General features: G+C 72.0%; 13 protein-coding genes and 1 pseudogene. 9 read left to right on the top strand and 5 right to left on the bottom strand.

Going from position 1 to position 22,413, the window contains the following annotated elements; genetic code table 11:
- Positions 1-207: 207 nt before the first annotated feature.
- The 6 genes and pseudogenes from BT364_RS18710 to BT364_RS44255 form a co-directional block, all read left to right on the top strand.
- Positions 208-3,117, top strand: coding sequence for an alpha-L-rhamnosidase (locus BT364_RS18710; protein ID WP_072486324.1), 2,910 nt, complete (start codon positions 208-210; stop codon positions 3,115-3,117).
- Positions 3,114-4,421 carry an extracellular solute-binding protein gene (locus BT364_RS18705; protein ID WP_072486323.1) on the top strand — a complete coding sequence of 436 codons (1,308 nt, stop codon included), beginning with the start codon at positions 3,114-3,116 and terminating at the stop codon, positions 4,419-4,421. The genes BT364_RS18710 and BT364_RS18705 overlap by 4 nt, the downstream gene beginning before the upstream one ends.
- Positions 4,418-5,380, top strand: a complete 963-nt coding sequence (locus BT364_RS18700; protein WP_079179527.1) for a carbohydrate ABC transporter permease — start codon at positions 4,418-4,420, stop codon at positions 5,378-5,380. Before BT364_RS18705 ends, BT364_RS18700 begins: the two co-directional genes overlap by 4 nt.
- Complete coding sequence (locus BT364_RS18695) at positions 5,377-6,246, top strand: carbohydrate ABC transporter permease (RefSeq protein ID WP_256260046.1); 870 nt, start codon at positions 5,377-5,379, stop codon at positions 6,244-6,246. The genes BT364_RS18700 and BT364_RS18695 overlap by 4 nt, the downstream gene beginning before the upstream one ends.
- A 9-nt stretch (positions 6,247-6,255) precedes the next feature.
- Complete coding sequence (locus tag BT364_RS18690; RefSeq protein ID WP_072486321.1) at positions 6,256-10,317, top strand: hypothetical protein; 4,062 nt, start codon at positions 6,256-6,258, stop codon at positions 10,315-10,317.
- 147 nt (positions 10,318-10,464) lie between these two features.
- Positions 10,465-10,647, top strand: a pseudogene (locus tag BT364_RS44255) (amino acid permease); the annotation flags it as partial.
- Positions 10,648-10,755: 108 nt separating this feature from the next.
- On the opposite strand, the gene BT364_RS18680 reads toward BT364_RS44255, so the two are convergent.
- The 5 genes from BT364_RS18680 to BT364_RS18660 are packed head-to-tail and all read right to left on the bottom strand — an operon-like array spanning position 10,756 to position 18,106.
- On the bottom strand, positions 10,756-12,957 hold the full coding sequence (locus tag BT364_RS18680; protein ID WP_079179526.1) for an MGH1-like glycoside hydrolase domain-containing protein: 2,202 nt from the start codon (positions 12,955-12,957) through the stop codon (positions 10,756-10,758).
- Positions 12,954-14,987 carry a beta-galactosidase gene (locus BT364_RS18675; RefSeq protein WP_072486320.1) on the bottom strand — a complete coding sequence of 678 codons (2,034 nt, stop codon included), beginning with the start codon at positions 14,985-14,987 and terminating at the stop codon, positions 12,954-12,956. The genes BT364_RS18680 and BT364_RS18675 overlap by 4 nt, the downstream gene beginning before the upstream one ends.
- Positions 14,984-15,841, bottom strand: a complete 858-nt coding sequence (locus BT364_RS18670) for a carbohydrate ABC transporter permease (RefSeq protein ID WP_256260043.1) — start codon at positions 15,839-15,841, stop codon at positions 14,984-14,986. The genes BT364_RS18675 and BT364_RS18670 overlap by 4 nt, the downstream gene beginning before the upstream one ends.
- On the bottom strand, positions 15,838-16,764 hold the full coding sequence (locus BT364_RS18665; protein ID WP_072486319.1) for a carbohydrate ABC transporter permease: 927 nt from the start codon (positions 16,762-16,764) through the stop codon (positions 15,838-15,840). The genes BT364_RS18670 and BT364_RS18665 overlap by 4 nt, the downstream gene beginning before the upstream one ends.
- Before the next feature lie 4 nt (positions 16,765-16,768).
- A complete protein-coding gene (locus tag BT364_RS18660) occupies positions 16,769-18,106 on the bottom strand; it encodes an ABC transporter substrate-binding protein (RefSeq protein ID WP_218172444.1) in 1,338 nt (445 codons plus the stop codon).
- A gap of 143 nt (positions 18,107-18,249) precedes the next feature.
- Here BT364_RS18660 and gcvPA point away from each other — a divergent pair, with 143 nt between their 5' ends.
- From gcvPA to BT364_RS18645, 3 genes are read left to right on the top strand one after another with little or no spacing between them, the layout of a single operon-like run.
- Positions 18,250-19,641 carry an aminomethyl-transferring glycine dehydrogenase subunit GcvPA gene (gene gcvPA, locus BT364_RS18655; protein ID WP_072486318.1) on the top strand — a complete coding sequence of 464 codons (1,392 nt, stop codon included), beginning with the start codon at positions 18,250-18,252 and terminating at the stop codon, positions 19,639-19,641.
- Positions 19,638-21,236: an aminomethyl-transferring glycine dehydrogenase subunit GcvPB gene (gene gcvPB, locus BT364_RS18650; protein ID WP_072486317.1), complete on the top strand. Its 1,599-nt coding sequence runs from the start codon at positions 19,638-19,640 to the stop codon at positions 21,234-21,236. The genes gcvPA and gcvPB overlap by 4 nt, the downstream gene beginning before the upstream one ends.
- Complete coding sequence (locus BT364_RS18645) at positions 21,233-22,378, top strand: ATP-NAD kinase family protein (protein WP_072486316.1); 1,146 nt, start codon at positions 21,233-21,235, stop codon at positions 22,376-22,378. The genes gcvPB and BT364_RS18645 overlap by 4 nt, the downstream gene beginning before the upstream one ends.
- The last annotated feature ends 35 nt before the right edge of the window (positions 22,379-22,413 follow it).

Raw genomic sequence — 22,413 nt, 5'->3', positions numbered from 1 at the left:
GGAATCAGGCGCCACAAGGCCACCTGCGCGCGGTCACATCGCCGTTCACAGGCGGTTAGTTGAGGAGACATCAACCATTTTTCCAGGCGACCGACGACAGGCCCGGCAACACCCTTGACACCCCTCAGGGCGGCTCATAGTCTCCACGCCACAGAATTAACGTTAGATTTCACATCGGGAAATTCGGTGCGACGGAAGGACGTGCTCGTGTCCGGTTCCCCGGTAGCGGATGTACCCGCCCGCCGCCCCGCCGAAGCGGCGGCGACCGGCCGTCCCGGGGCCCGGGGGCTGCGGCCGTACGCCCTGCGGTGCGAGCACCGCACCACCCCGCTGGGGATCGACGAACCGGCGCCCCGGCTCTCCTGGCGGCTGGCCTCCGACCTTCGTGGCGACGACCCGGTGGCGTACCGGGTCCGCGTCGCGGGGCGGGCCGAGGATCTGGACGGGTGCGGTCAACTCCTCTGGGACTCGGGCCGGGTGTCCGATCCCGGTGCGACGGCCGTCGGCTACGCGGGGCCGGCGCTCCCGGGCCGTACCCGCTTCCACTGGCGGGTCTCCGTGTGGCCGGCCGGGTCGGACACGCCCGCCGAGGCCACTTCGTGGTTCGAGACCGGCATCACCCACGTGGGCAAGTGGCGGGCCTCGTGGATCACCCACGACCCGCGTCCGGTCGACGTCATGGACGCGCCCACCGAGGGCGGGTTCGCCCTGGACGACCACGGGCTCGCCCCGTGCCCCGTCCTGCGCCGCACCTTCACAGCATCGGCCGGCACCCTTGCCCGGCTCCATGTCACCGCGCGCGGCCTGTACGAGGTCCGGCTCAACGGCGTACGGGTCGGCGACGCCGAACTCGCGCCCGGCTGGACCGATTACCACCGCCGCGTCCAGTACCAGACGTACGACGTCACCGCGGCGCTGCGCGAGGGCGAGAACGTCCTCGCGGCCACCGTCGCCGACGGCTGGTGGAGCGGATTCGTCGGCTTCGAACCACGCAGGGCCGGAGCCCACTACGGCTCGGCCCCCCAGTTCCTGGCGGAACTCCGTCTGACCGGGCCGGACGGCCGGAGCTCCTCGGTCGTCACCGACGGGACCTGGCGCACCGCCACGGGCGTGGTGCGCCACGCGGATCTGCTGATGGGCGAGTGCCATGACCTGCGGCACGACAATGACGGCTGGGAACTCCCCGGCTTCGACGACTCCGGCTGGTCCCCGGCCCTGGTCACGGAGACCGATCACCGCCTGCTGGTGGCGTCCGCCGACGAGCCCGTCCGGGCGATGACCGAGCTGCGCCCGTGCTCGGTCGAACGCGTCTCCCCCGGCACCCACGTCGTCGACTTCGGCCAGAACCTCGCCGGACGCGTACGGCTGACCGTCCGTCGGCTGGCGGCCGGGGCGCGGGTGGTGATCCGTCACGCCGAGGTGCTGGACGGGTCGCGGCGGCTGTACACCGCCAATCTGCGCACCGCCGCCGCGACCGATGTGCTCGTCGGGGACGGCCGCGAGCACATCGTGTTCGAGCCGCGCTTCACGTATCACGGGTTCCGGTACGCGGAGATCAGCGGTGTCCCGGAGCTGGCCGACTCCGATGTCGTCGCCGTGGCACTGCACAGCGACACGCCGTGGGCCGGGGAGTTCGACTGTTCGGACGCCGAGCTGAGGCGGCTCCACGACTGTGTGGCCTGGGGACAGCGCTCGAACTTCGTCAGTGTCCCCACGGACTGTCCGCAGCGCGACGAGAGGCTCGGCTGGCTGGCCGACGCGCAGGTCTTCCTGCCGACGGCCGCGCTGAACGCGGACGTCGCCGCATTCTTCACCAAGTGGCTGCGCGACATCGACGACGCCCGCACCCCCGACGGCGGCTTCACCAATGTCGCCCCGCGCCTCGTGGGAGTCGCCGACGAGGGCGCGCCCGGCTGGGCGGACGCGGGGGTGATCGTCCCGTGGCACCTCTACCGGGTCTACGACGATCCCCGGTTCCTCTCCCGGTCCCTGGAGGGCATGTGCGCGTGGGTCGACCTGATCCACCGTCACAACCCCGGGCTGGTCTGGCGCCACCGGGTGGGCCCGCACTTCTCCGACTGGCTCGCCCCCGGCACGCCCACGCCGCGTGACGTGGTCGCCACCGCGTACTTCGCGCACAGTGCGCGGCTCACCGCACGGGCCGCGGAGGCCCTGGGGCAGAAGGACGTCGGGGAGCGCTACCACCGGCTGGCGGACGACATCCGCCGCGCGTTCACCGAGCACTTCGTCACCTCCGAGGAGGCCGCGGACGGCCTCCGCGTGCGCGTCGCGGGCGACACCCAGACCGGGTATCTCCTCGCGCTCGCCTTCGAGCTGCTGCCCGCCGGGCTCGCCGGAGCCGGAGCCCGCCGTCTCGCCGAACTCGTCGAGTCGGCGGGCCCGGCCCTGCTGACCGGTTTCCTCGGAGTGGCGCTCGCCGCGCCCGTACTCGACGCCCACGGACGGGCCGACCTCGCCCACGCACTGCTGCTCCGCGACGAGGTGCCGTCGTGGCGGTTTCCGCTGCGGCACGGTGCCACCACGATCTGGGAGCGCTGGGACGGGTGGACCCCCGGCACCGGATTCCGGGCGCCGTCGATGAACTCCTTCAACCACTACGCGCTCGGCTCGGTCGGCGAGTGGCTCTACCGCGGTGTCGCCGGCCTGGACCAGGCGCCGGACTCCACGGGGTACCGGACGCTGCTGATCCGGCCGCGCCCCGGCGGGCTCCGCCACGCGAGCGCCCGCTACGAGTCGGTCCGCGGCACCGTCTCGGTGACCTGGGAGCGACAGGGCGGCCGGATCGCCCTGCGCGTCCTGGTGCCTCCCGGCTCCACCGCCGAGGTGTACGTGCCCACGACGGACCCGGGTTCGGTCCGCGAATCGGGCCTGGTCCCGGACGCCGACGACCGCCACATCACGGCGGTCTCGACCGCCGCCGACCACGTGCTCTACCGGGTGTCCTCGGGCGCCTACCGCTTCACCGCGGCCCATTCCCCGATCGGCGGCCCGCCCGGGGCGGACCGGCCGCGGCCGTCACTCACCCCGAGCCGACGCACATCAGGACCGGCGGCGAAACCTTCGTTCGCCCGTTCGTACGAGGAGGACACACCATGACGACGGGTTCTCGCATCCGGCCGGACCGCAGCACGGTCGGCCGCCGGGGATTTCTGCGGATCGGCGGCGGGGTCGCGGCGCTCGCCGCCCTTCCGCCCGCTCTGACGGCCTGCTCGGATTCCGGCGGCGGTTCCGGCAAGCTGCGCGTCGTCGGCGTCGCCGACCAGCAAAGACCGATAGAGGAGCTCGTCGCCCTCTACCGCAAGTCCCGGCCCGACGACGAGTTCGCCACCTCCTTCGCGCCCACGGACCAGGTGCAGACGGTGGTACGCACCCAGCTCGCCGGGGGCAACGCCCCCGATGTCCATGTGCTCTATCCCGGCAGCGGCAGCGCCATGTCCATGGTCGAGCTGACCAAGGCCGGGCTGCTCGCCGACCTCAGCGCCCAGCCGTGGACCAAGGAAGTCCCGGCCAACTTCCACCCCGCATACCGGCGCGATGGAAAAACGTATCTGTACTCGGCGGGAAGCAGTGTCATCGGCGCCATCCACAACAAGAAGGCCTTCGCCGAGGCCGGGGTCGAACCGCCGAAGACCTGGAGCGAACTCCTCGATGTCTGCGCGAAGCTGAAGGCCAAGGGCATCATCCCGATCGCGCTCGGCACGCAGACGCCCTGGGTCACCCAGCTGATCACCTACGCGCTGGTCCCCAACGCCGTCTATGCGAAGAACCCCGGCTTCGACGCCGAGATGGCCTCCGGCAAGGCGCACTTCCGCGGCTCCGGGTGGGCCGACGCGATGGGCAAGTACCAGGAGCTGCAACGCCGGGGCTTCTTCAACGAAAACCCCAACGGTACGACGTACGAGCAGCAGACCTCGATGGTCGCGAGCGGCAAGGCGGCGATGGCCGTCCAGGTCTCCGCCGTGCTCGCCAACTTCCGCCAGGCCGCCCGGAATCCGGACGACCTCGGCATGTTCCCCTTCCCCGGCGGTGACGACGCCGCGAACCTGTGGATCCCGGCGGGCATCGTCGTCGGGCTCGGGGTCTCCGCGCGGTCCAGGAAATCGGCCGCGGCGAAGGAGTTCATCGAGTTCCTCGGGAAGCAGGAGAACGTCGACCGCTGGGCGCAGTCCGTGGCCGCGATCCCGTTCAAGCGCGGCGCCTCGACGAAGACCGACCCGGTCCTCGACGGCTTCCTGCCCCTCATCGACGACAACCGGGCCGTCCCCTTCATGGATCAGAGCTGGCCCAACGCCGAGGTGCAGCCCGCCCACTTCGCCGCCGTGCAGAACCTCCTCGCGGGCAAGAAGGACGTGGACGGCGCCCTGAGGCAGATGGACGAGGCCTACGGGAAGAAGTCGTGACGAGCACCTCCGAGAAGACGGTCCCCGGTGCGGCCGACACGGCCGGGGACGGTCCGAAGGCCGGTCGTGGCCGCCCGGTCCGGCACCGCGACCACACCGTCCCGCCCTGGCTCTTCGTCGTCCCGGCGCTCGTCGTCTACGGCATCGTCGTGCTCTATCCGAGCCTTGCCGGGGTGGTGTACGCCTTCACCGACTGGTCCGGGATCGGCGGCTTCTCCTTCACCGGTACGGAGAACTTCCGCACCCTGCTCGACGACGGCCGGGCCCTGGAGTCCGTCGGCAACACCCTGCTCCTCACCATTGCCGTGGTCGTCGTCCAGAACGGCATCGGCCTGCTGCTCGCGCTCGGTGTCCACACCAACATCAAGTCCCGCGCGGTACTGCGGCTGATCTTCTTCGCACCGGCCGTGGTCAGCCCGGTCATGATCGCGATCCTCTGGAAGTACGTCTACAACCCGGAGAACGGCGCCGGCCTGAACAGTCTCCTCGGCGCGGTCGGGCTCGGCGGACTGCGTCAGGACTGGCTCGGCGATCCCTCGCTCGCCCTGTGGTCCGTCGCGGCGATGGTCGTGTGGCAGTACGCGGGCTACTCGATGGTCGTCTTCCTGGCCGGGCTCCAGGGCGTGCCCGTCGAACTCCACGAGGCCGCCCGGATCGACGGGGCGGGTTCCTTGCAGCGCTTCCGCTATGTCACCTGGCCGCTGCTGGCCCCGGCGCTGACGATCAACCTGATGCTGTCGACCATCGGCGGACTCAAACTCTTCGACCAGGTCTACGCCGCCACCAACGGCGGACCCGGCACCTCCAGCGAGACGCTGTCGACCGTCCTGTACAAGGAGGCCTTCGTCTACGGGAAGTTCGGCTACAGCACCGCCGTGGCCCTGGTCCTCGCGCTGTTCGTCGCCGCGGTCTCCCTGGTCCAGCTCCGCTATCTGCGTGCGAGGGAGGTCACCGCGTGAGCACCTCAATGACCCTCGGAACGGCAGCACCCGGGCGCGGGCGCCGCAGGCCTCGGTACGGGCAGTACGTCCTCGAACTGGTCATGATCGCCGTCGCGGTGGTCTTCCTGTTCCCGGTGTACGCCCTGATCACCCTGGCGATGAAGGACCCCCGGCAGATCTCCGAATCACCCCTCTCGCTGCCCTCGCCGCCCACCTTCGGCAACTTCGGCGACGCCTGGTCCTCCGCGTCGCTGGGGCCCGCCCTGGTCAACAGCACGGTCATCACCGCGGTCAGTCTGCTGCTGCTGATCGTCCTCGGATCCACGGGGGCCTACTACCTCGCACGGTGCGCCCGCGGCCTCGGCTACGGGCTGTACATCCTGTTCCTGCTGGGCATCGTGCTGCCGTTCCAGCTCGGCATGATCCCGCTCTACAAACTCGTCGACGACCTCGGCTGGCTCGGCACGTACCAGGGCATGGTGCTCTTCTACACCGGCATCCAGCTGCCGTTCACCGTCTTCCTGTACACCGGGTTCATCCGTGCGCTGCCGCCGGACTACGCGCAGGCCGCGCTGATCGACGGCTGCAACCACCGGCAGGCGTTCACCCGGGTCGTGTTCCCGCTGCTGCGTCCCATCACCGGCACCGTGATCATCCTGAACGCGGTGTTCATCTGGAACGACTTCTTCACTCCGCTGCTGTACCTGGGCGGTTCCGACAAGGAGACCGTGCCGGTGGGCATCTTCGCGTTCGTCGGCCAGTACGTCTCGGACTACGGGCTCGTCTTCGCCGGGCTGGTCCTCGCCGCGCTGCCGATCCTGATCGTCTTCGTGCTCCTCCAGCGCTATGTGATCAAGGGTTTCGCGGGCGGCCTCAAGGGCTGAGGAGCTCCCATGACACACCCGGAGGACGGCCCTCTCCTCCCGCCGGGCATCTCGGCGGTACTCGCCGGGCCGCCGCGCGCCTTCTCGCCCGTCGCGATCTGGTGGTGGAGCGGGGAGCGGCTCGACCGGGCGCGGCTGCGGGCACAACTGCAGCGCTTCGCGCAGGGCGGGGTGCACAATCTCGTGCTCCTCAACCTGGCGCCGTCGGGGCCGCTGTTCGGCGCCGACGCCGACGATCCGCCGTTCCTGTCCGACGCGTGGTGGGCGCTGCTCGACGGGGTGTGCGAGGACGCCCGGGTACTGGGGGTCGCTCTCTGGTTCTACGACCAGCTCGGCTTCTCCGGCGCCGATCTGCAGGCACGCCTCGTCGACGAGCGGCCCGCCCACGCGGGCCGCCGGCTCGACCGGGTACGAGCCGTGGTGGAGTGCGCGGCGGACCGGGCCGGCGAGCTGCGCTGTCCGCCGGGCGGCCGGCCGCTCGCAGGCAGCGCCGAACCGCTGGACGCCGACGGCCGGAGCACCGGTCCGACGGTCCCGGTGGCGGTTGCCGACGGGGGCGTACGGGCGCCGGGCCCCGGCCGCTGGCGCCTGACGCTCCACCACCATGTGGCGCTGGGTTTCGACTATCTGGGCGCCGAGGCCTGTGCGGCGCTGCTGGACCGGGTGCACGGGGAGTTCGAGCGCCGGCTCGGCGACCGGCTCGGGTCCGTCGTCGTCGGCTCGTTCCAGGACGAACTGCCCTCCCTGCCCACCTGGTCCACCGGTTTCGCCGACGCCTTCCGGCGCCTTCGCGGGTACGACATCGGCGATCGGCTCGACGCCCTGTACGACGACTGCGCGGATCCGGACGTCCACCGGGTCCGCCGCGACTACCACCTGACCCGGGCCGAACTGGCCGAGGAGGCTTTCTTCCGCCCGCTGGCCGCCTGGCACGAGCGTCATGGACTGCTCATCGGCTGCGACCAGCAGGACCCCGCCCGCGCCGGGCACCCGGTGGCGGGCGTGGAGCTGTACGCCGACTACGCGCGGACACACCGCTGGTTCTCGGCGCCCGGCTCCGACCACCACGGGGACGCCCGCGTCCACTCCTCGCTCGCCCACCTCTACGGCCGCCCCCGCACCTGGGTCGAGGCCTTCCACTCCACCGGCTGGGGCGGCACCCTGGAGGAGACCTTCGACTGGCTGCTGCCGTGGCTGCGGGCCGGCGCCACGCTCTACAACCCGCATGCCGTCTACTACACGACCAAGGGCGGCTGGTGGGAATGGGCGCCGCCCGCGACCGACTGGCGCCAGCCGTACTGGCGCCACCACCGTGTCTTCGCCGACGCCGTGACCCGGCTGTGCGCGATCCTGAGCCTCGGTCACCATCTGTGCGACATCGCGATCCTGCTGCCCACCACGACCGCCCAGGCGGGCACCGCCCTGGACGGGGTCACCGACGCGGCCAGGCGCGCCCAGTCGGTGTACCTCGAACTCGTCGGGGACATGGCCTGGTTCCGCACCCGGCCCGGCGTCATGGACCGCCTCGGCCTCGATGCCGATGTCGTCGACGATGCCTCGCTGGCCCGTGCCCGGATCTCCCGGCTCGACGACGGGGTGCGGCTACGGGTCGCGGACGAGGCGTACGCCACGATCGTGCTGCCCTCGTGCACCGTCCTGGAACGGGAGACGGCGCAGCGGCTCGTCGAATTCGCCTCCGCCGGTGGACGGTTGATCGCGCTGGGCGACCTCCCCGAGCAGCTCGTCGGCCCCGGCACGGACACCCCGGCCGGGCTGCGGGAGTGCTTCGCGGACGGCCGGGCCGTGCACATCCCCATGACGGACGACCCGGCCGATCCGCTCGCCGCCGCTCTCGGCGGTACGCACCCGGTCGTCCGGGCCCCGGTCCCCGCGCTCGCGCGTCGGGTGGACGGCGCCACGGTGGTGTTCCTGACCGCGGCCGCGCCTCGGGCGACCCGTGCGTCCGTCGCCGCCCCCGACGAGCGGGGCGCCGCGCTGGGCTGGCTCGACGCCCGCTACGACTTCGACCCCGGCCGCTACGCGCGGCGGGCCCGGGTGCGGGTGCGGGACGTTTCGGGCCCGGCCGTGCTGGTGGACCCGTTCGGCGGTGCTCCGCGGACGCTGCCGGCGCTGCCCGCCGAGGGCGACGCGCGGGCCGTCGAGGTCGAGGTCCCCTTCGATACGGGACCCGCGGCCGTGCTGGTCCTTCCGGCGCACGACCGGGAGCCGTCCGCGCCCGTGGCGCACTGTTCCGGACCGGGTGCCACCGTCGTGGAGATCCCTCCGGACGCGGAGTGGGACATGGTGCTCGTTCCGACGCTCGACAACACCTGGGGCGATTTCGCCCGCCCCGCGACCGGTCCGCCCACGGGTCCGGCCGTCACGGAGTGCCGGACCTTCCGGCACCGGGTGGAGGCGGCCGGTGAGGACGGCGTCCGGGACGGATGGGCCGCGCCCTCCGGCCCCGGTCGCGCGGCAGGGGCCACGGTCCACGCGACGTTCGGCCCGCGCGCGGTCGTCCTGCGCGAGGGGCCCGGCCGGGACGGCGGCCCCTCGGTGCTCGAATGGTCCGAGACCCTGGGCGTGTACAAGGATCCGGTGCATCGCGCGGTTCTGGGGCCGAAGGGGCATGTGCCCGAGGAGTTCGCGCACATCGGCCGCGCGGTCGCCGAAGAGGTGGTGCGGCTGCGGGTGGCGTTGGGTCTGGACGAGGCGTTCGACGGTCATCTCGCGATCGGCGCCGCGGCGGCCAAGCGGGTACGGATCGACGGCGCGCCGGTGGCTCTCGACGACGGGGGCCACCTCGCGATGGGCCCGGTGCGGGCAACGGCCGGAGTCCATCTGCTCGAACTTGAACTGACACCCGATCAAGACTGCGAGCTGCGTGTGCACTTCGCGCTCGTGCGTGATCCCGGGCGCTACCGGCGACCGGAGTGGATCCACGCGCCCGGAACCATGGGCACCACGCTGAACCTGCCGGCACTCCCCGACCGGGCCGTCGTCCAGGTGGCTTCCCGGGTGCCCTGCGCACTGCGGGTGAACGGACATCTCATCGGCAGACAGGGCGGTTTCGACCCGTACGCCGAGCACGCGGTGCCACGTGTGCGGCGGTACGACGTGGCGGCCGCCCTGTGCCTCGGCGACAACGCCATCACGGTCGAGACGTCCGGCGACGGCGAGCGCGCGGTGCTGGTGGACGCGGTCCTCGACGACGGGCACGGCGGGCATGTCGCGACGCTGCACAGCGACTCCCGCTGGTGGGCCGAGGACGCGCGGGGGCGCGGGCCGGTCCGGGTGCGTCGCGAGCCGGTGGGTGATCCCGCCGCCCTGTTCCTGCGCCGCCGCCCCCATCCGCTGCCGGGTGCCGCGTGGCTGGACCCTGAGGCCGACGACGGCACGGTGGTGCCGGTACGATTCGCGGTTCCGGGGCACCGGGGCGGTGTGGAGTGGCTGTGGTGCGAACTCCCTCCCGGAACACACCGGTTGACGGCCGCGGTGCACGGTGAGGTCACGGTCCATGTGGACGGCTCCGACTGCCCCGTCGCCGCGACCGCCGTCGACGCCCGGGGGGTGCGCACCGTGACGGTCGAGCTGCCGCCCGCCGGTCGCGGCGGGCCGCGGACCGCGGCGCTGCGGGTCCGGACACGCCCCGGGTACGAGGGTGGTGCCGCGCTGGCGGGTCCGCTGCGGTGCACGGTCGGCCCCGGGCGGATCCGGCTCGGCGACTGGGAGAGCCGGGGCCTGGCCGAGTACAGCGGCGGGGTGCGGTACGGCCGTGTGGTGACCGTGCCCGCCGATGCCGCAGCGGGTCCGGTGTGGCTGGACCTCGGGCGGGTCCGGGGCACGGCGGAGGTACGGGTCGGGGGCACCGGAGCGGGGGTGCGCGTGTGTTCCCCGTACGTCTTCGATCTGACGGGGCTGGTCGTGCCGGGGGCCAATGCCGTGGAGGTCACCGTGTTCGGGACGCTGGCACCCCGCCTGGATGCGACGAGTCCGACCCATTTCGTCTTTCCCGGGCAGCGGGTCAGCGGCCTGCTGGGTCCGGTACGGCTGCGCACCGGGCGGGTGTGACGGGGCAGGGACCGTCGTGCCCCGGCCCCGCGCGTCAGGAATGCGCGAAGAGTCCGGCGCTCCGCGCCAAGATCGCGCAAGTGCCCGTCTCCGGCGGCCGGGACCGGGCCCACGCTGGGCGGACCCGATCGAAGGACCGCGCATCACATGTCCGTTCCGACCTCAGACCCCGGCGCGGCGCCGAGCGCCGAGGAACCCCCCGATCCCGGGGCCCGCCACAAGCTCACCTCCCTCACCGGCCTCGCCGCGCTCTCGCTCGACGCGATGGCCTCGGTGGCCTACGGTCCCGAGGCGATCGTCCTGGTCCTGGCGGCGGCCACGCGCCGCGGTTCGGCCCTGCCGGTCCGGACCCGGGAGGTCCAGGGCCCACCGCATCGACGGGGCGCGAGCACAGCTGCCCTGCCCGCGCCCGATCCGGGGACGGTTGCCGCCCGTCCCCTACCTGTCTCCCGTCAGCATCGGCAGCAGCAGCGCCGCGGACCAGCTGAAGTTGGGCGAGTTGAGCGGCGCCCCGGTGGTCGGGTCGTAGTTCTCCATGATCGGCCCGTTGCCGGCGAGGCCCGACGCGTGGGTGAGGAGGCGGTCCGTCAGGGCGTCCGCGTCCTTGCCGTAGCCGTAGCGGCGCAGGCCGCCGAGGGCGAAGTAGGCCTGGTCGAACCAGACGGGGCCGCGCCAGTACGCGGTCGGCGAGAAGTAGGGGGAGCTTTTCGCCACGGTCGGGAAGGGCACGGTGGTGGCGAACTCCGCCGGGTCCGTCAGCCTGTCGCGCACGGAGCGTGCCTGTCCGGCGGACGCCGTGCCGGTCCACAGCGCAACGGCGCCCTCGATGCCGCGGCCCCGGGAGGTGAGCGGTGCGCCGGTGCCGAGCGCGGTGTCGTGGAACCAGCCGTCGGTGGCGTCGTACATCGTCGTGCGGACGGCGGTGGCGGTGGCGTCGGAGCGCCGCTGCCAGTGCCGGGCGTCGGCGCCGCGGCCCAGCGCGCCCGCGATGCGCGCCAAGTAGCCCTGGTCGGCGGCGAGATAGGAGTTCAGGTCGACGGACTCCTGGTCGACGGAGTAGCCGAGGAGCGTTCCGTAGGCGGCCCTGTTGGCGACGATGCCGGTGCCGAGAGCGGCATCGAAGCGGGGCGCGTTGTCCATGCCGCTCTCCCAGGCGGCGGCGAGGCGCCGCTCCTCGGGGGAGTCGTTGGCCGGGTCCACGGTGGCACCGTACTCGGCGAGACCGTTGTGGTCGTGGTCCCGGTTGCGGTACCACCACGCCTGGTACGCGGCGAGCTTCGGGTACATCTCGCGCAGGAAGGCCCTGTCCCCGGTCTTCTTGTACACCTCCCACACCGCCCAGGCGGCCAGCGGGGGCTTGGAGTTGCGTTCGTTCCAGTTGCCGCCGCCGCGTGCGGGGTCGTTGTAGAAGATGACGTCGGGGATCATCCCGGCGTCCTGGGGGCGGGTCGTGGAGTCGGGCCGGATCTGCCAGTCGAACATGGAGCGGATCTGCGACTCGGCCAGTTCGGGCGCGAAGCGTGCGGTGCCCACGGCCTGCTTCCAGGTGTCCCAGGCCCAGATGCCGCCGGCGAACCACTTGTAGGAGATCGACGGTGTGATCCCGTCGTGCTTGATCCGCCCCGCCGCGCTCCGCCAGTTGGTGACCAGGGTCTCCAGGGATTTCACGGCCGTACGCCGCCGGTCGGCGGGCACGCCACGGGTCACCCCGGCGACATAGCCCCGCCAGCGCGCGTCGGACGCGGACACGACGGATGCGGGGCGGGCCAGCACCTCGCGTACCTTCGCCTGCTCCTTCCCGCGCTCGGTGGCGGTGAAGGTGTAGGACTCGGTCCAGTCGAAACTGTGCGAGCGGCCGGGGGCGAGGGTCACCGGGTCCGCCTCGGTGCGGTAGCTGTCGCCGTCCACCGCCGTGCGGACGCGGTCCTTGTGGGTGACCTCGAAGCGCTCCGTGCCGTCGGTGAGGTAGTCCCAGGTCTCGCGGACCTTCGCGAAGTCGACGCCGACGCCGGAGCCGGTGGCGGTCAGCGACGGCGCGTCGCGCATCGGCTTGTCGGCGGGCCGCAGCAGGCTGCCCGTCCAGTCGGCGCCCAGGGTGCGGGGCGCCGGGCCGGTGTTGCGGACCTCGGCCCTGACCAGGGCGCTGCGGTCGGTGGCGAAGCGGAGTTCGAGGGTGAGGCGCAGCCCGCGGCCGAGGTCGTAGGACTGGAGGAGGCGGCCCGGGAGCGAAGTGAGCCGGGGTGCCCCGCCACCGGCCAGGTCCAGGGTGCGGCCGTGTTCGGTGAGGCGGATGCGGCTGAAGGACTTGCTGAGCCACCAGGGGTATTCCTGGGCGATGTAGAGGGGCCCGGAGAAGCCGCCGTACGCGTCCTTGTCACCGGCCTCCGGCAGGGCGTAGGCGTGCCAGGCCCCCTGGTCGGCGAAGACGTTGACGGGGTTGTTGTCCTCGTCGTCGCCGGGCTGGGCTGCGGCAGGGGTGCCGTGCAGGTCGAGGACGTCGGCGTACGAAGGCGGGGGCTTCGGGTGCCCGTGGGCGGTCGCCGTCTGCGGTACCGCGAGGGTGCCGCCGGCGAGGAGGAGCGCGGTCAGGGCGCTCAGGGAGCGGCGTCCGGTCGGGTGTCGGTCTCTCCAGCGGGTCATTTCCCGGTCTCTCCAAGGGAGTCGGTGACGATGCGCAGGACGGCGGCGCCGAGTGGGCCGAGGTCGATGTGGTCGCGGACGGCGGTTCCGGTGAGCAGATCGGTGCCGCCGACGGCGTACGGGCCCGTCAGCGGGGTCCGGGTGGCGTGGTCGTTGTGGTTGAGGACGAAGAGGTACGTGCCCTGCGCGCCGGAGCGCACGGTTGCCTCGACGCCCTCGGGGCCGTCGAGCACGGGCCGAACGCCCGCTGCCTTCAGCGCCTCGTCGAGCACGGCCGCGATGCCGTCGCCGAGGTGGGCGCTGATGTACCACGCGGTGCCGGTGCCGTAGAAGTGGCGGGTGATCGCGGGGCGGCCGGTGAGCTCGCCGGCCGCGTACGCGTCGACGACCTCCGTGTCCGGGCCCTGGCGCTCGATCCACTCGCTCCACAGGGTGGCCTCCGCGCCGGAGGCCAGGGGCACCGCCGCGCCGTCGGGGATCGGCCAGAACTCGTCGACGGATACGCCGAGTACGTCCCTCAGCGGCCCGGGTGCGCCGCCGTCGTGGATGTGGTCGTGGCCGTCGACGACGCCGGAGAAGGGCCCGCACACGAGGAGGCCGCCGCCGCGTACGTAGGCGGCGAGGCGTGCGGCGTTCTCGGGCCGCAGCAGATGGAGGTTGGGGGCGAGGACGGCCCGGTAGCCGTCGAGGCGGGCGTGCGGGGGCACGAAGTCGACGGTGACGGCGCGGGCGTGGAGCGCCGCGTACCAGGGGCGCAGCAGCTCGCGCCAGCGCATCCGGGCCGAGGGGTGGTCGTCGGCCTCCAGGGCCCACCAGGAGTCCCAGTCGAGGATGATCGCCACGCCCGCCGGGGCGGTGGTGCCGGTGACCTCGCCGAGCCGGGCGAGTTCGGCGCCGAAGCGGACGGTCTCGCGCCAGCCCCGGGACGCGGTGCCCCGGTGCGGGAGCAGGGCGCTGTGGTACTTCTCGGCTCCGGCGCGAGAGGCACGCCACTGGAAGTACATGATGCCGTCGGCGCCGCGGGCCAGTGCCTGGAGGGACCAGAGGCGTTGCAGGCCGGGCTTCTTGGGGACGTTGACCGGCCGCCAGCTGACGGCGGACGGCGCCTGTTCGAGGAGCAGCCAGGGCCTGCCGCCCTTGAGGGAGCGCATCAGGTCGTAGTTGAGGGCGGCGTTGACATGGGCGTGGGGGTCGGCGGGGTCCGGGTAGGCGTCGTCGGAGACGAGGTCCTCGTGCTCGGCCCACTTCCAGTAGTCGAGTGCCTTGAACATCGACATGAAGTTGGTGGTGGCCGGGATGCCGGGGCTGAGTTGCCCGAGTGCCTCGCGCTCGGCGCGGTGGCATTCGAGAAGGGCGTCGGAGCAGAAGCGCCGCCAGTCCAGCAGCTGCGTCGGGTTGACCGGTCCCGGGGCGGTGCGCGGTGGTTCGATCTCGTCGTACGTGCTGTAGCGCTGCGACCAGAAGGCCGTGCCCCAGGCGTGGTTGAGGGAGTCGACGGTGCCGTAGCGGTCGGTGAGCCAGGCCCGGAAGTGTGCAGCGGAGCGAACGCAGAAGCACTCGGTGACATGGTCGCCGTACTCGTTGTGGATGTGCCACAGGGCGAGGGCCGGATGGTGTGCGTAGCGTTCGGCGAGGGTGCGGGTGAGCCGGAGCGCGGCGGCCCGGTATTCGGGCGAGGACGGGCAGTAGTGCTGGCGCGAGCCGAATTCGAGGCGAACGCCGTCGGCCGTGACCGGCAGGATCTCCGGGTGGGCGCGTACCAGCCAGGCCGGCGGTGACGCGGTCGCGGTGGCCAGGTCGACGGCGATGCCGTGGGCGTGCAGGAGGTCGAGGAGCCGGTCGAACCAGGCGAAATCCCAGGCGTCCGGGCCGGGTTGGAGCCGGGCCCAGGAGAAGACGCCGACGGTCACCATCGTGACGCCGGCCTCGCGCATCAGCTCGGCGTCCTCGGCCCAGACTTCCTCGGGCCACTGCTCGGGGTTGTAGTCACCGCCGTACAGGACGCCCGGGACGCGGGTCAGGCGGCTCATCCCTTCACCGCCCCGCCGAGGAGTCCGGCGACGAACTGCCGCTGGAAGACCAGGAAGAGGAGCATCAGCGGAAGCGTGGCGAGGAGCGAGCCGAGCATCAGGCCCGAGTAGTCGACATGGGAGAGCCCGGTGAGGGTGTTGAGTGCTACGGGCACGGTGTATTTGTCCTCGGAGTTCAGCATGAGCAGCGGCCAGATGAAGCTGTTCCACTGCGCCATGAACGTGAAGATGACCAGGGCGCCGAGTTGCGGGCGTACGCACGGCAGCACGACCTGGTAGAAGGTGCGCAGCTCGCCGGAACCGTCGATCCGGGCCGATTCGAGGAGTTCGTCGGGGAAGTCGACGAAGCTCTGCCGCATCAGGAGGATGCCGAAGGAGTTCGCCAGGAACGGCAGGATCACCGCCTGGTACGAGTCGATCCAGCCGACGCTCGCCATCATCTGGAACAGCGGCACGAGCAGCACCTGGAACGGGATCATCATCGTGGCGAGCACGGCGCCGAGCAGCAGACCCCGGCCGCGGAAGCGGTACTTGGCGAGTCCGTAGCCGCACATGGCGGAGATCAGCGAGCTGAGCGCGGTGTGGACGACGGCGATGCCGACGCTGTTGAGGAGGACCCGCCCGAAGCCGATGGTGTCCTGGAGCCGGACGAGGTTGTCGAGGAGACGGCCGCCGGGCAGGAACGGCGGCGGTGAGTGGAACAGATCCGACGTGGAGTGTGTCGCGGCGATCGCCATCCAGAGGAACGGCACCAGGCTGACGACGGCGCCGGCCACGAGGAGGAGGCGGATGAGGTACCGGCCGGCGCGCCGGGCCGGGTGGATGCGTACGGAGGCCTGCTGGAGGGCGGTCACTGGCGGCGCTCCCTTCCGAAGGCGACGTACTGGAGGGCGGAGACCGCGGCGATGAGGGCGACGACGACCCAGGCGATGGCGGCGGCGTAGCCGAAGTCGAGCTGCTGGAAGCCGGCCTTGTAGAGGTAGACGACCGGGGTGAGGGTGGCGTCGTCGGGGCCGCCGCGGGTGAGGACGTAGTTCTCGTCGAAGAGCTGGAGCGTCCCGATGGTGGACGTGATCACGCAGAACAGGACGACCGGGCGCAGCTGCGGCAGGATCACGCGCGTGTACGTGGACAGGGTGCCGGAGCCGTCGATCGCCGCGGCCTCGTACTGCTCCTTGCCGATGGACTGGAGTCCGGCGAGCAGGATGACGGCGTTGTAGCCGGTCCAGCGCCAGGTCAGGGAGGCGATCAGGGAGACGCGGGCCCAGGTGGGGCTGTTGAGCCAGTCGACCTGGCCGATGCCGACGGCGCCGAGGATCTGGTTGACGAGACCGCCGTCGGTCTTGAGGAGGACCTGGAAGACGACGGCGTACGCGACGAGTGTGGTGACGGCGGGCAGGAAGTAGACCGCTCGCCAGGTGCCGCGGAAGCGCAGCCAGGACTGGTTGAGCAGGACGGCGAGGACGAGTGCCAGGCCGATCATCACGGGGACCTGGACGACGAGGATGATCCCGGTGTTGAACAGGGACTCCAGGAACGCGGGGTCGTGGATCATGCGCCGGTACTGGTCGAGTCCGACCCAGTGGGTGGCGCCGGCGTCCTCGGTGGTGAAGCTCTGCAGGAGGCTCGCGCCCAGCGGATAGGCGAAGAAGAGCGCGAAGAGGACGGCCGCGGGTCCGGCGAAGATCCAGGCGGTGGGGCGCCGGCGTCTGCGGCGTGCCGGGGCCGGGGCACGGGCGGGGGCGACGGGCCGGTCGTAGGTGGTGGGGACTGCCATCGGGCTACTTCACCCTTTCGCGGCCGGTGGCCGCGGCGAGCTGCCGCGCGGCCGAGTCGAGGGCGGCGCGCGGGTCCTTGCCGCGCAGCATCACGCCGGTGACGGCGGAGACCATGATGTCGGTGGCCTTCGCGTCGTCCTTGTTGTACTCGACCGGCGGGATGTTGCGGGCGAGCCGGGCGAACACGTCGAGGGCCGCCTGCCCGCCGAAGTACTCCTGCTTCGTGCTCAGGTACGGGTCGTCGAGCGCGGGCAGATAGGCGGGGAATAGGCCCTCGCGCTTGAGCATGGAGACCTGGTTGGCCTTGCCGGTGAGCAGGAATTCCATGAACGCCCAGGCGAGGCGGGGATTCTTGCTCTGCGCGGGGACGCAGAGCGTGGAGCCGCCCATGTTGGAGGTGCGGATGCCGTCGGCGGTGAAGCCGGGCAGCGGCACCACCCCGAACCTGCCCTTCAGCTCCGGCATCTCGTCGGTGAGCGTGCCCGTCCACCAGGCAGCGGTGGGTGTGGTGGTGGCCTTGCCCTCCTTGGTGCCGGTGACGAGTCCGTCCCAGCCCTTCTCGTAGTCGACGAGACCCTCGTCCTGCAAGGACTTCATCAGGGTGAGGGCCCGCACGGCCTCCGGGGTGTCGAGCGCGACCCGGCCGCCCTTGAAGTAGTACTGGCCCTGCTGCTGGAGCAGCATCGGCAGGATCCCGGCGTCCGTGGAGTCCATGATGAGCAGCTTGCGGCCGGTGGCCTTCTTGATGCGGACGCCTGCCGTCACGTAGTCGTCCCACGTCACCAGCGACGCGGGGTCCACTCCCGCGGCACGGAAGTGGTCCCTCCGGTAGTAGAGCGCGCAGGGGCCGATATCCCAGGGCAGGGCGAAGACCGCGCTGTCCTTGCCGGTGACGGTGTGCCAGGCGGCGCGGTCGAAGTCGCCTCCGTAGCGGCCGCCGAGGCTCGTCAGGTCGTAGAAGCCGCTGGGAAAGTTGCCGGTGAAGCGCGGCATGTGACTGCCCGAGACCGTGAGGACGTCGGCAAGACCCGAGCCGCCGCGCAGGCCCACAATGATCTTGTCGTAGGCGTTGTCGTAGCCGATGTCGACGATGTCGACGGTGGTCCCGGGGTGGCGCTCCTCGAAGGTGCGGGCCAGGCGCTTCATGGCCTTGGCGGCCACGTCCCATGACCAGACGGTGATCCCGCCGCTGACCTTGCCCCCTTCGTCGTCCTTCCTGCCGCCGATGTCGCGGGCCTGTCCGCCGCCCGCGCCGCCCATGGCACATGCACTGACCAGGGACGATGCCGCGGTCGCGAAGCCGGTGGCCAGAACGGCCCGTCGGGTGGGTCCTGTTGACACTCTTGCCTCCTGGAGCCTGAATGCCTAATGCTGTATTCAGAACACTGAATGACGGAGGCTGCCGTCAAGAGGTGTACACCCAAAGACTTTTGCTGCTGTGGTCCATGGCCGGCCCCCGAGCCGGCGCACGCGAAAGGCGCGGCATGACGTCACCCCAGGACTCCGCACACACCTACACCCATCCCTACATCCCGAACGCGGTCCCGGCCGTGCGGCAGGCGATGCTGGAGGAGATCGGCGCCAGGAGCGTCGAGGACTTCTACGCCGACATCCCGGACGGCATCCGGCTGCACCGCCCCCTCGATCTGCCGGCCCCGCTGCGTTCGGAGGCCGAACTCACCCGCCACATGGAGGAGTTGCTCGTCCGCAACACCTCGACCCGGCAGGCGCTCAGCTTCCTCGGCTCCGGCTGCTACCAACACCACGTCCCGGCAGTGGTGGACGAGGTGGTCAACCGCAGCGAGTTCCTCACGGCGTACGCGGGCGAACCGTACGAGGACCACGGCCGCTTCCAGGCGCTGTGGGAGTACCAGTCGATGATGGCCGAGCTGCTGGACGTCGAGGTCGTCAACGTCCCGGTGTACGACGGCTTCCAGGCCGCCGGCACCGCCCTGCGCATGGCCGGCCGGATCACCGGCCGCCGCCGCGTGCTCGTCGCCACCGCGATCGACGCCGACAAGCTCTCCCGGGTACGCGACTACGTACGCCCCGACCACGACGTGACGGTGATCCCGGTCGATCCGGACACCGGCTGCGCCGACCTCGACGCGGTGCGCGAGGCGCTCGCCGCCGGGGACACGGCCGCGGTGTACGCGGACTCGCCCTCCGCGCTCGGCATCGTCGACGAGGCGCTCCCCCGCCTCGCCGAACTCGCCCACGATGCCGGCTCGTTGTATGTCGTGGGCTGCAATCCGCTCACCCTCGGCGTGCTCGCTCCGCCCTCCGCGTACGGCGCCGACATCACCTGCGGCGACATCCAGCCGCTCGGCCTCCACCAGAGCTTCGGCGGCGGCAACGCGGGCTTCATCGCCACCCGCGACGAGGAACGGCTGGTCGCCGAGTACCCGTCGCGCCTGTTCGGCCTGGTGCCGACGAGCATCGAGGGCGAGTACGGCTTCGGCGACGTCGCCTACGAACGGACCTCGTTCGCACTGCGCGAGGAGGGCAAGGAGTGGGTCGGTACGGCCGCCGCGCTGCACGGCATCGGGGCCGGGGTGTACCTCGCGCTGATGGGACCGCAGGGCATGCGGGAGATCGGCGACACCGTCCTCACGCTCACCGCGTACGCCCGCAGGCGCCTCGCGGAGGTGCCCGGCGTCGAGGTCCCGTACGGCGACGCCCTGCACTTCGCCGACTTCACCGTCCGGTACACGGGTGGCGGGACCGCCGACGAGATCCGCGCCGGCCTGAAGGAGCGGGGCATCTTCGGTGGCGTGCCGACCGGCGAGCACGAGGCCGCGTACTGCGTCACCGAAGTCCACACCAAGGCCGACATCGACCGGCTCGCCGCGACCCTTGAGGAGATCGTCAAGTGACCGCCCACGCGCCCGTGTCCGTCGCCCCCGAGGAAGCGCGCATCGTCGGCAAGCCGCGCCTGCGCCGGTTCCAGCAGGCCTCCTGGGACGAGAAGCTGATCTTCGAGCTCGGTTCGCCGGGCGAGCGCGGCGTTCTCGTACCGTCCGCGGACCCGTCCCTCGAAAGGCCCGCGATCCCCGCCGCCCTGCGCCGCGCCGAACCGCCCGCCCTGCCTGAGATGTCCCAACAGCAGGTCCTGCGCCACTACTTGCGTCTCTCCCAGGAGACTCTGGGCGCCGACCTCAACATCGACGTCGGCCAGGGGACCTGCACCATGAAGTACAGCCCCAAGGTCAACGACCAGTTCGTCCGCGACCCGCGGATCGCTTCGCTGCACCCGCTCCAGGACGAGGACACGGTCCAGGGCGTCCTCGGGATCATCCACAGCCTGGAGCAGCTCCTGAAGGAGATCTCCGGCATGGACCGGGTCTCGCTCCAGCCGGGTGCGGGCTCCGCCGCGATCTACACCAACGTGGCGATGATCCGCGCCCACTTCGCGGCGCGCGGCGAACTGGAGCAGCGCGACGAGATCATCACGACCATCTTCTCACACCCGTCCAACGCGGCCTGCGCGAAGACGGCGGGGTTCAAGGTCATCACCCTCCACCCGGACCCTGACGGCTACCCGGACATCGAGGCGCTCAGGGCGGCGGTCGGCCCGCGCACGGCGGCGCTCCTCATCACCAACCCCGAGGACACCGGGATCTACAACCCGCGCATCGAGGAGTTCGTCCGGATCGTGCACGAGGCGGGCGGCCTGTGCTCGTACGACCAGGCCAACGCGAACGGCATCCTCGGCATCACCCGGGCCCGGGACGCGGGCTTCGACCTGTGCCACTTCAACCTGCACAAGACGTTCTCGACGCCGCACGCGTGCGGCGGCCCGGCGGCGGGCGCCTGTGCCGTCACCGAGGAGCTCGCCCCGTATCTCCCGCGCCCGACCGTGGAGTTCGATCCGGAGTCGGGCACCTACCGGCTGGACGACGACCGGCCCGAGTCGGTCGGCAAGATGCGGCCGTTCTACGGCGTCGTGCCGAACCTGGTCCGCGCCTACGCCTGGATCATGTCGCTCGGTGCGGAGGGTCTGCGGGCCGCCGCCGAGACGGCCGTCCTCAACAACAACTACCTGCTCCACAAGGTCCGGCAGATCCCGGGCGTCTCCGTGCCGTACGCGGCCGGGCGCCCGCGCGTCGAGCAGGTCCGGTACAGCTGGCAGAAGCTCCACGAGGACACCGGCCTGCACTCCGAGGACATCGGCCTGCGCGCCGCGGACTTCGGTACCCACTACTGGACCAGCCACCACCCCTATGTGGTGCCGGAACCCATGACGCTGGAGCCGACCGAGTCCTACACGCGCGCCGACCTCGACGAGTACGCGGCGATCCTCGCGGAGATCGCCCGCGAGGCGTACGAGGACCCGGAGACCGTGCGCACGGCGCCGCACCGTTCGACCATCCACCGGGTACGCCCTCAGGCCCTGGACGACCCCGCGGTCTGGGCGGTCTCCTGGCGCGCCTACCGCCGCAAGGTGCTGGGCGAGGCGGGCCGCCGGTGACGAGGGTCGGCCTGGTGGTCAACCCGGTCGCCGGGCTCGGCGGCAGGGTGGGCCTGGGCGGCACCGACGGCCCGGACCGGGCCCGCACGGCGCTGTCGCTGGGCGCACGCCCGCTGGCGGGGGCGCGTGCGGCCGCGGCCCTGGGCGAACTGGCGGCGCGTGCGGGCGAGCCGGCCCGGGACGAGCTCCTCGTCGTCACCGCCGCCGGCCCCCTGGGCGCCGAGTCCGCCGCCGCCGCGGGACTCACGGAACGGATCGTGTACGCCGCCGGGACCGGCCGGGACACCTCGGCCGCGGACACGGCCGCCGCGGTGCGGGCCGTGGTCGCCGAGGGCGTCGGCCTCCTGCTCTTCGCCGGCGGCGACGGCACCGCGCGGGACGTGCTCGGCGCCCTCGGCGACGTGCCCTGCCCGGTCCTCGGGGTGCCGACCGGCGTGAAGATGCACTCGGCCGTCTTCGCCGTCAGCCCGCGCGCCGCGGGTGAGGTCGCGGCGGCGTGGCTCGCCCGCACGGGCAGGGTCCGGGTGCGGGACGCCGAGGTGATGGACCGCGACGAGGACGCCCTGGGCGAAGGGCGCGTCACCTCCCGGCTGTTCGGGTGGCTGCCCGTCCCGGACGTGCCGGTCCGCGTGCAGCAGCGCAAGACCGGCAGCAGCGCCGCGTTGCCGGAGGCGGTCGGCGGGATCGCGGCCGAGGCCGCCGAGCGGGTCGGAGCCGGGCTGCTCGTGCTCGGCCCCGGGAGCACCACCCGGGCGGTGGCGGCAGCGCTCGGCGCGGACGTGTCGCTCACCGGGGTCGACGTGCTCGCCCTGCGGCCGGGCCACCCGCCCCGGGTCGTGGCCCGCGACGCGGGCGAGGACGCCCTCCTCGCCCTGGGCCCCGCCTGGATCGCCCTCTCCCCCATCGGCGGCCAGGGCTTCCTCCTGGGCCGCGGCAACCAGCAGATCTCGCCGCGCGTCCTGCGCGCGGCGGGCGGCCGCGAGCGCCTGCTCGTGCTGTGCACCGAAACGAAACTGGCGGCGCTCGGCGGCCGCCCCCTTCTCCTGGACACCGGCGACGACGCACTCGACGCGGAGCTGTCCGGCCATCTCCCCGTCATCACCGGCAGGCGGCGCACCTCGTTGTACCGCCTGGCCATGTGACCCCACGTACCCCCGACACCGGACACAAGGAGCCC

The organism is Streptomyces atratus, assembly GCF_900119365.1.
Taxonomy (GTDB): domain Bacteria; phylum Actinomycetota; class Actinomycetes; order Streptomycetales; family Streptomycetaceae; genus Streptomyces; species Streptomyces atratus_B.
The sequence above is the reverse complement of the archived record's forward strand: the minus strand, read 5'-3'. Positions and strand labels throughout refer to the sequence as shown.

Excerpts from the sequence above, each read along its gene's own strand:
- BT364_RS18705 (WP_072486323.1), top strand. The coding sequence starts at position 3,114 with ATGACGACGGGTTCTCGCATCCGGCCGGACCGCAGCACGGTCGGCCGC.
- BT364_RS18690 (WP_072486321.1), top strand. The coding sequence starts at position 6,256 with ATGACACACCCGGAGGACGGCCCTCTCCTCCCGCCGGGCATCTCGGCG.
- BT364_RS18680 (WP_079179526.1), bottom strand. The coding sequence starts at position 12,957 with ATGACCCGCTGGAGAGACCGACACCCGACCGGACGCCGCTCCCTGAGC.
- BT364_RS18675 (WP_072486320.1), bottom strand. The coding sequence starts at position 14,987 with ATGAGCCGCCTGACCCGCGTCCCGGGCGTCCTGTACGGCGGTGACTAC.
- BT364_RS18665 (WP_072486319.1), bottom strand. The coding sequence starts at position 16,764 with ATGGCAGTCCCCACCACCTACGACCGGCCCGTCGCCCCCGCCCGTGCC.
- gcvPA (WP_072486318.1), top strand. The coding sequence starts at position 18,250 with ATGACGTCACCCCAGGACTCCGCACACACCTACACCCATCCCTACATC.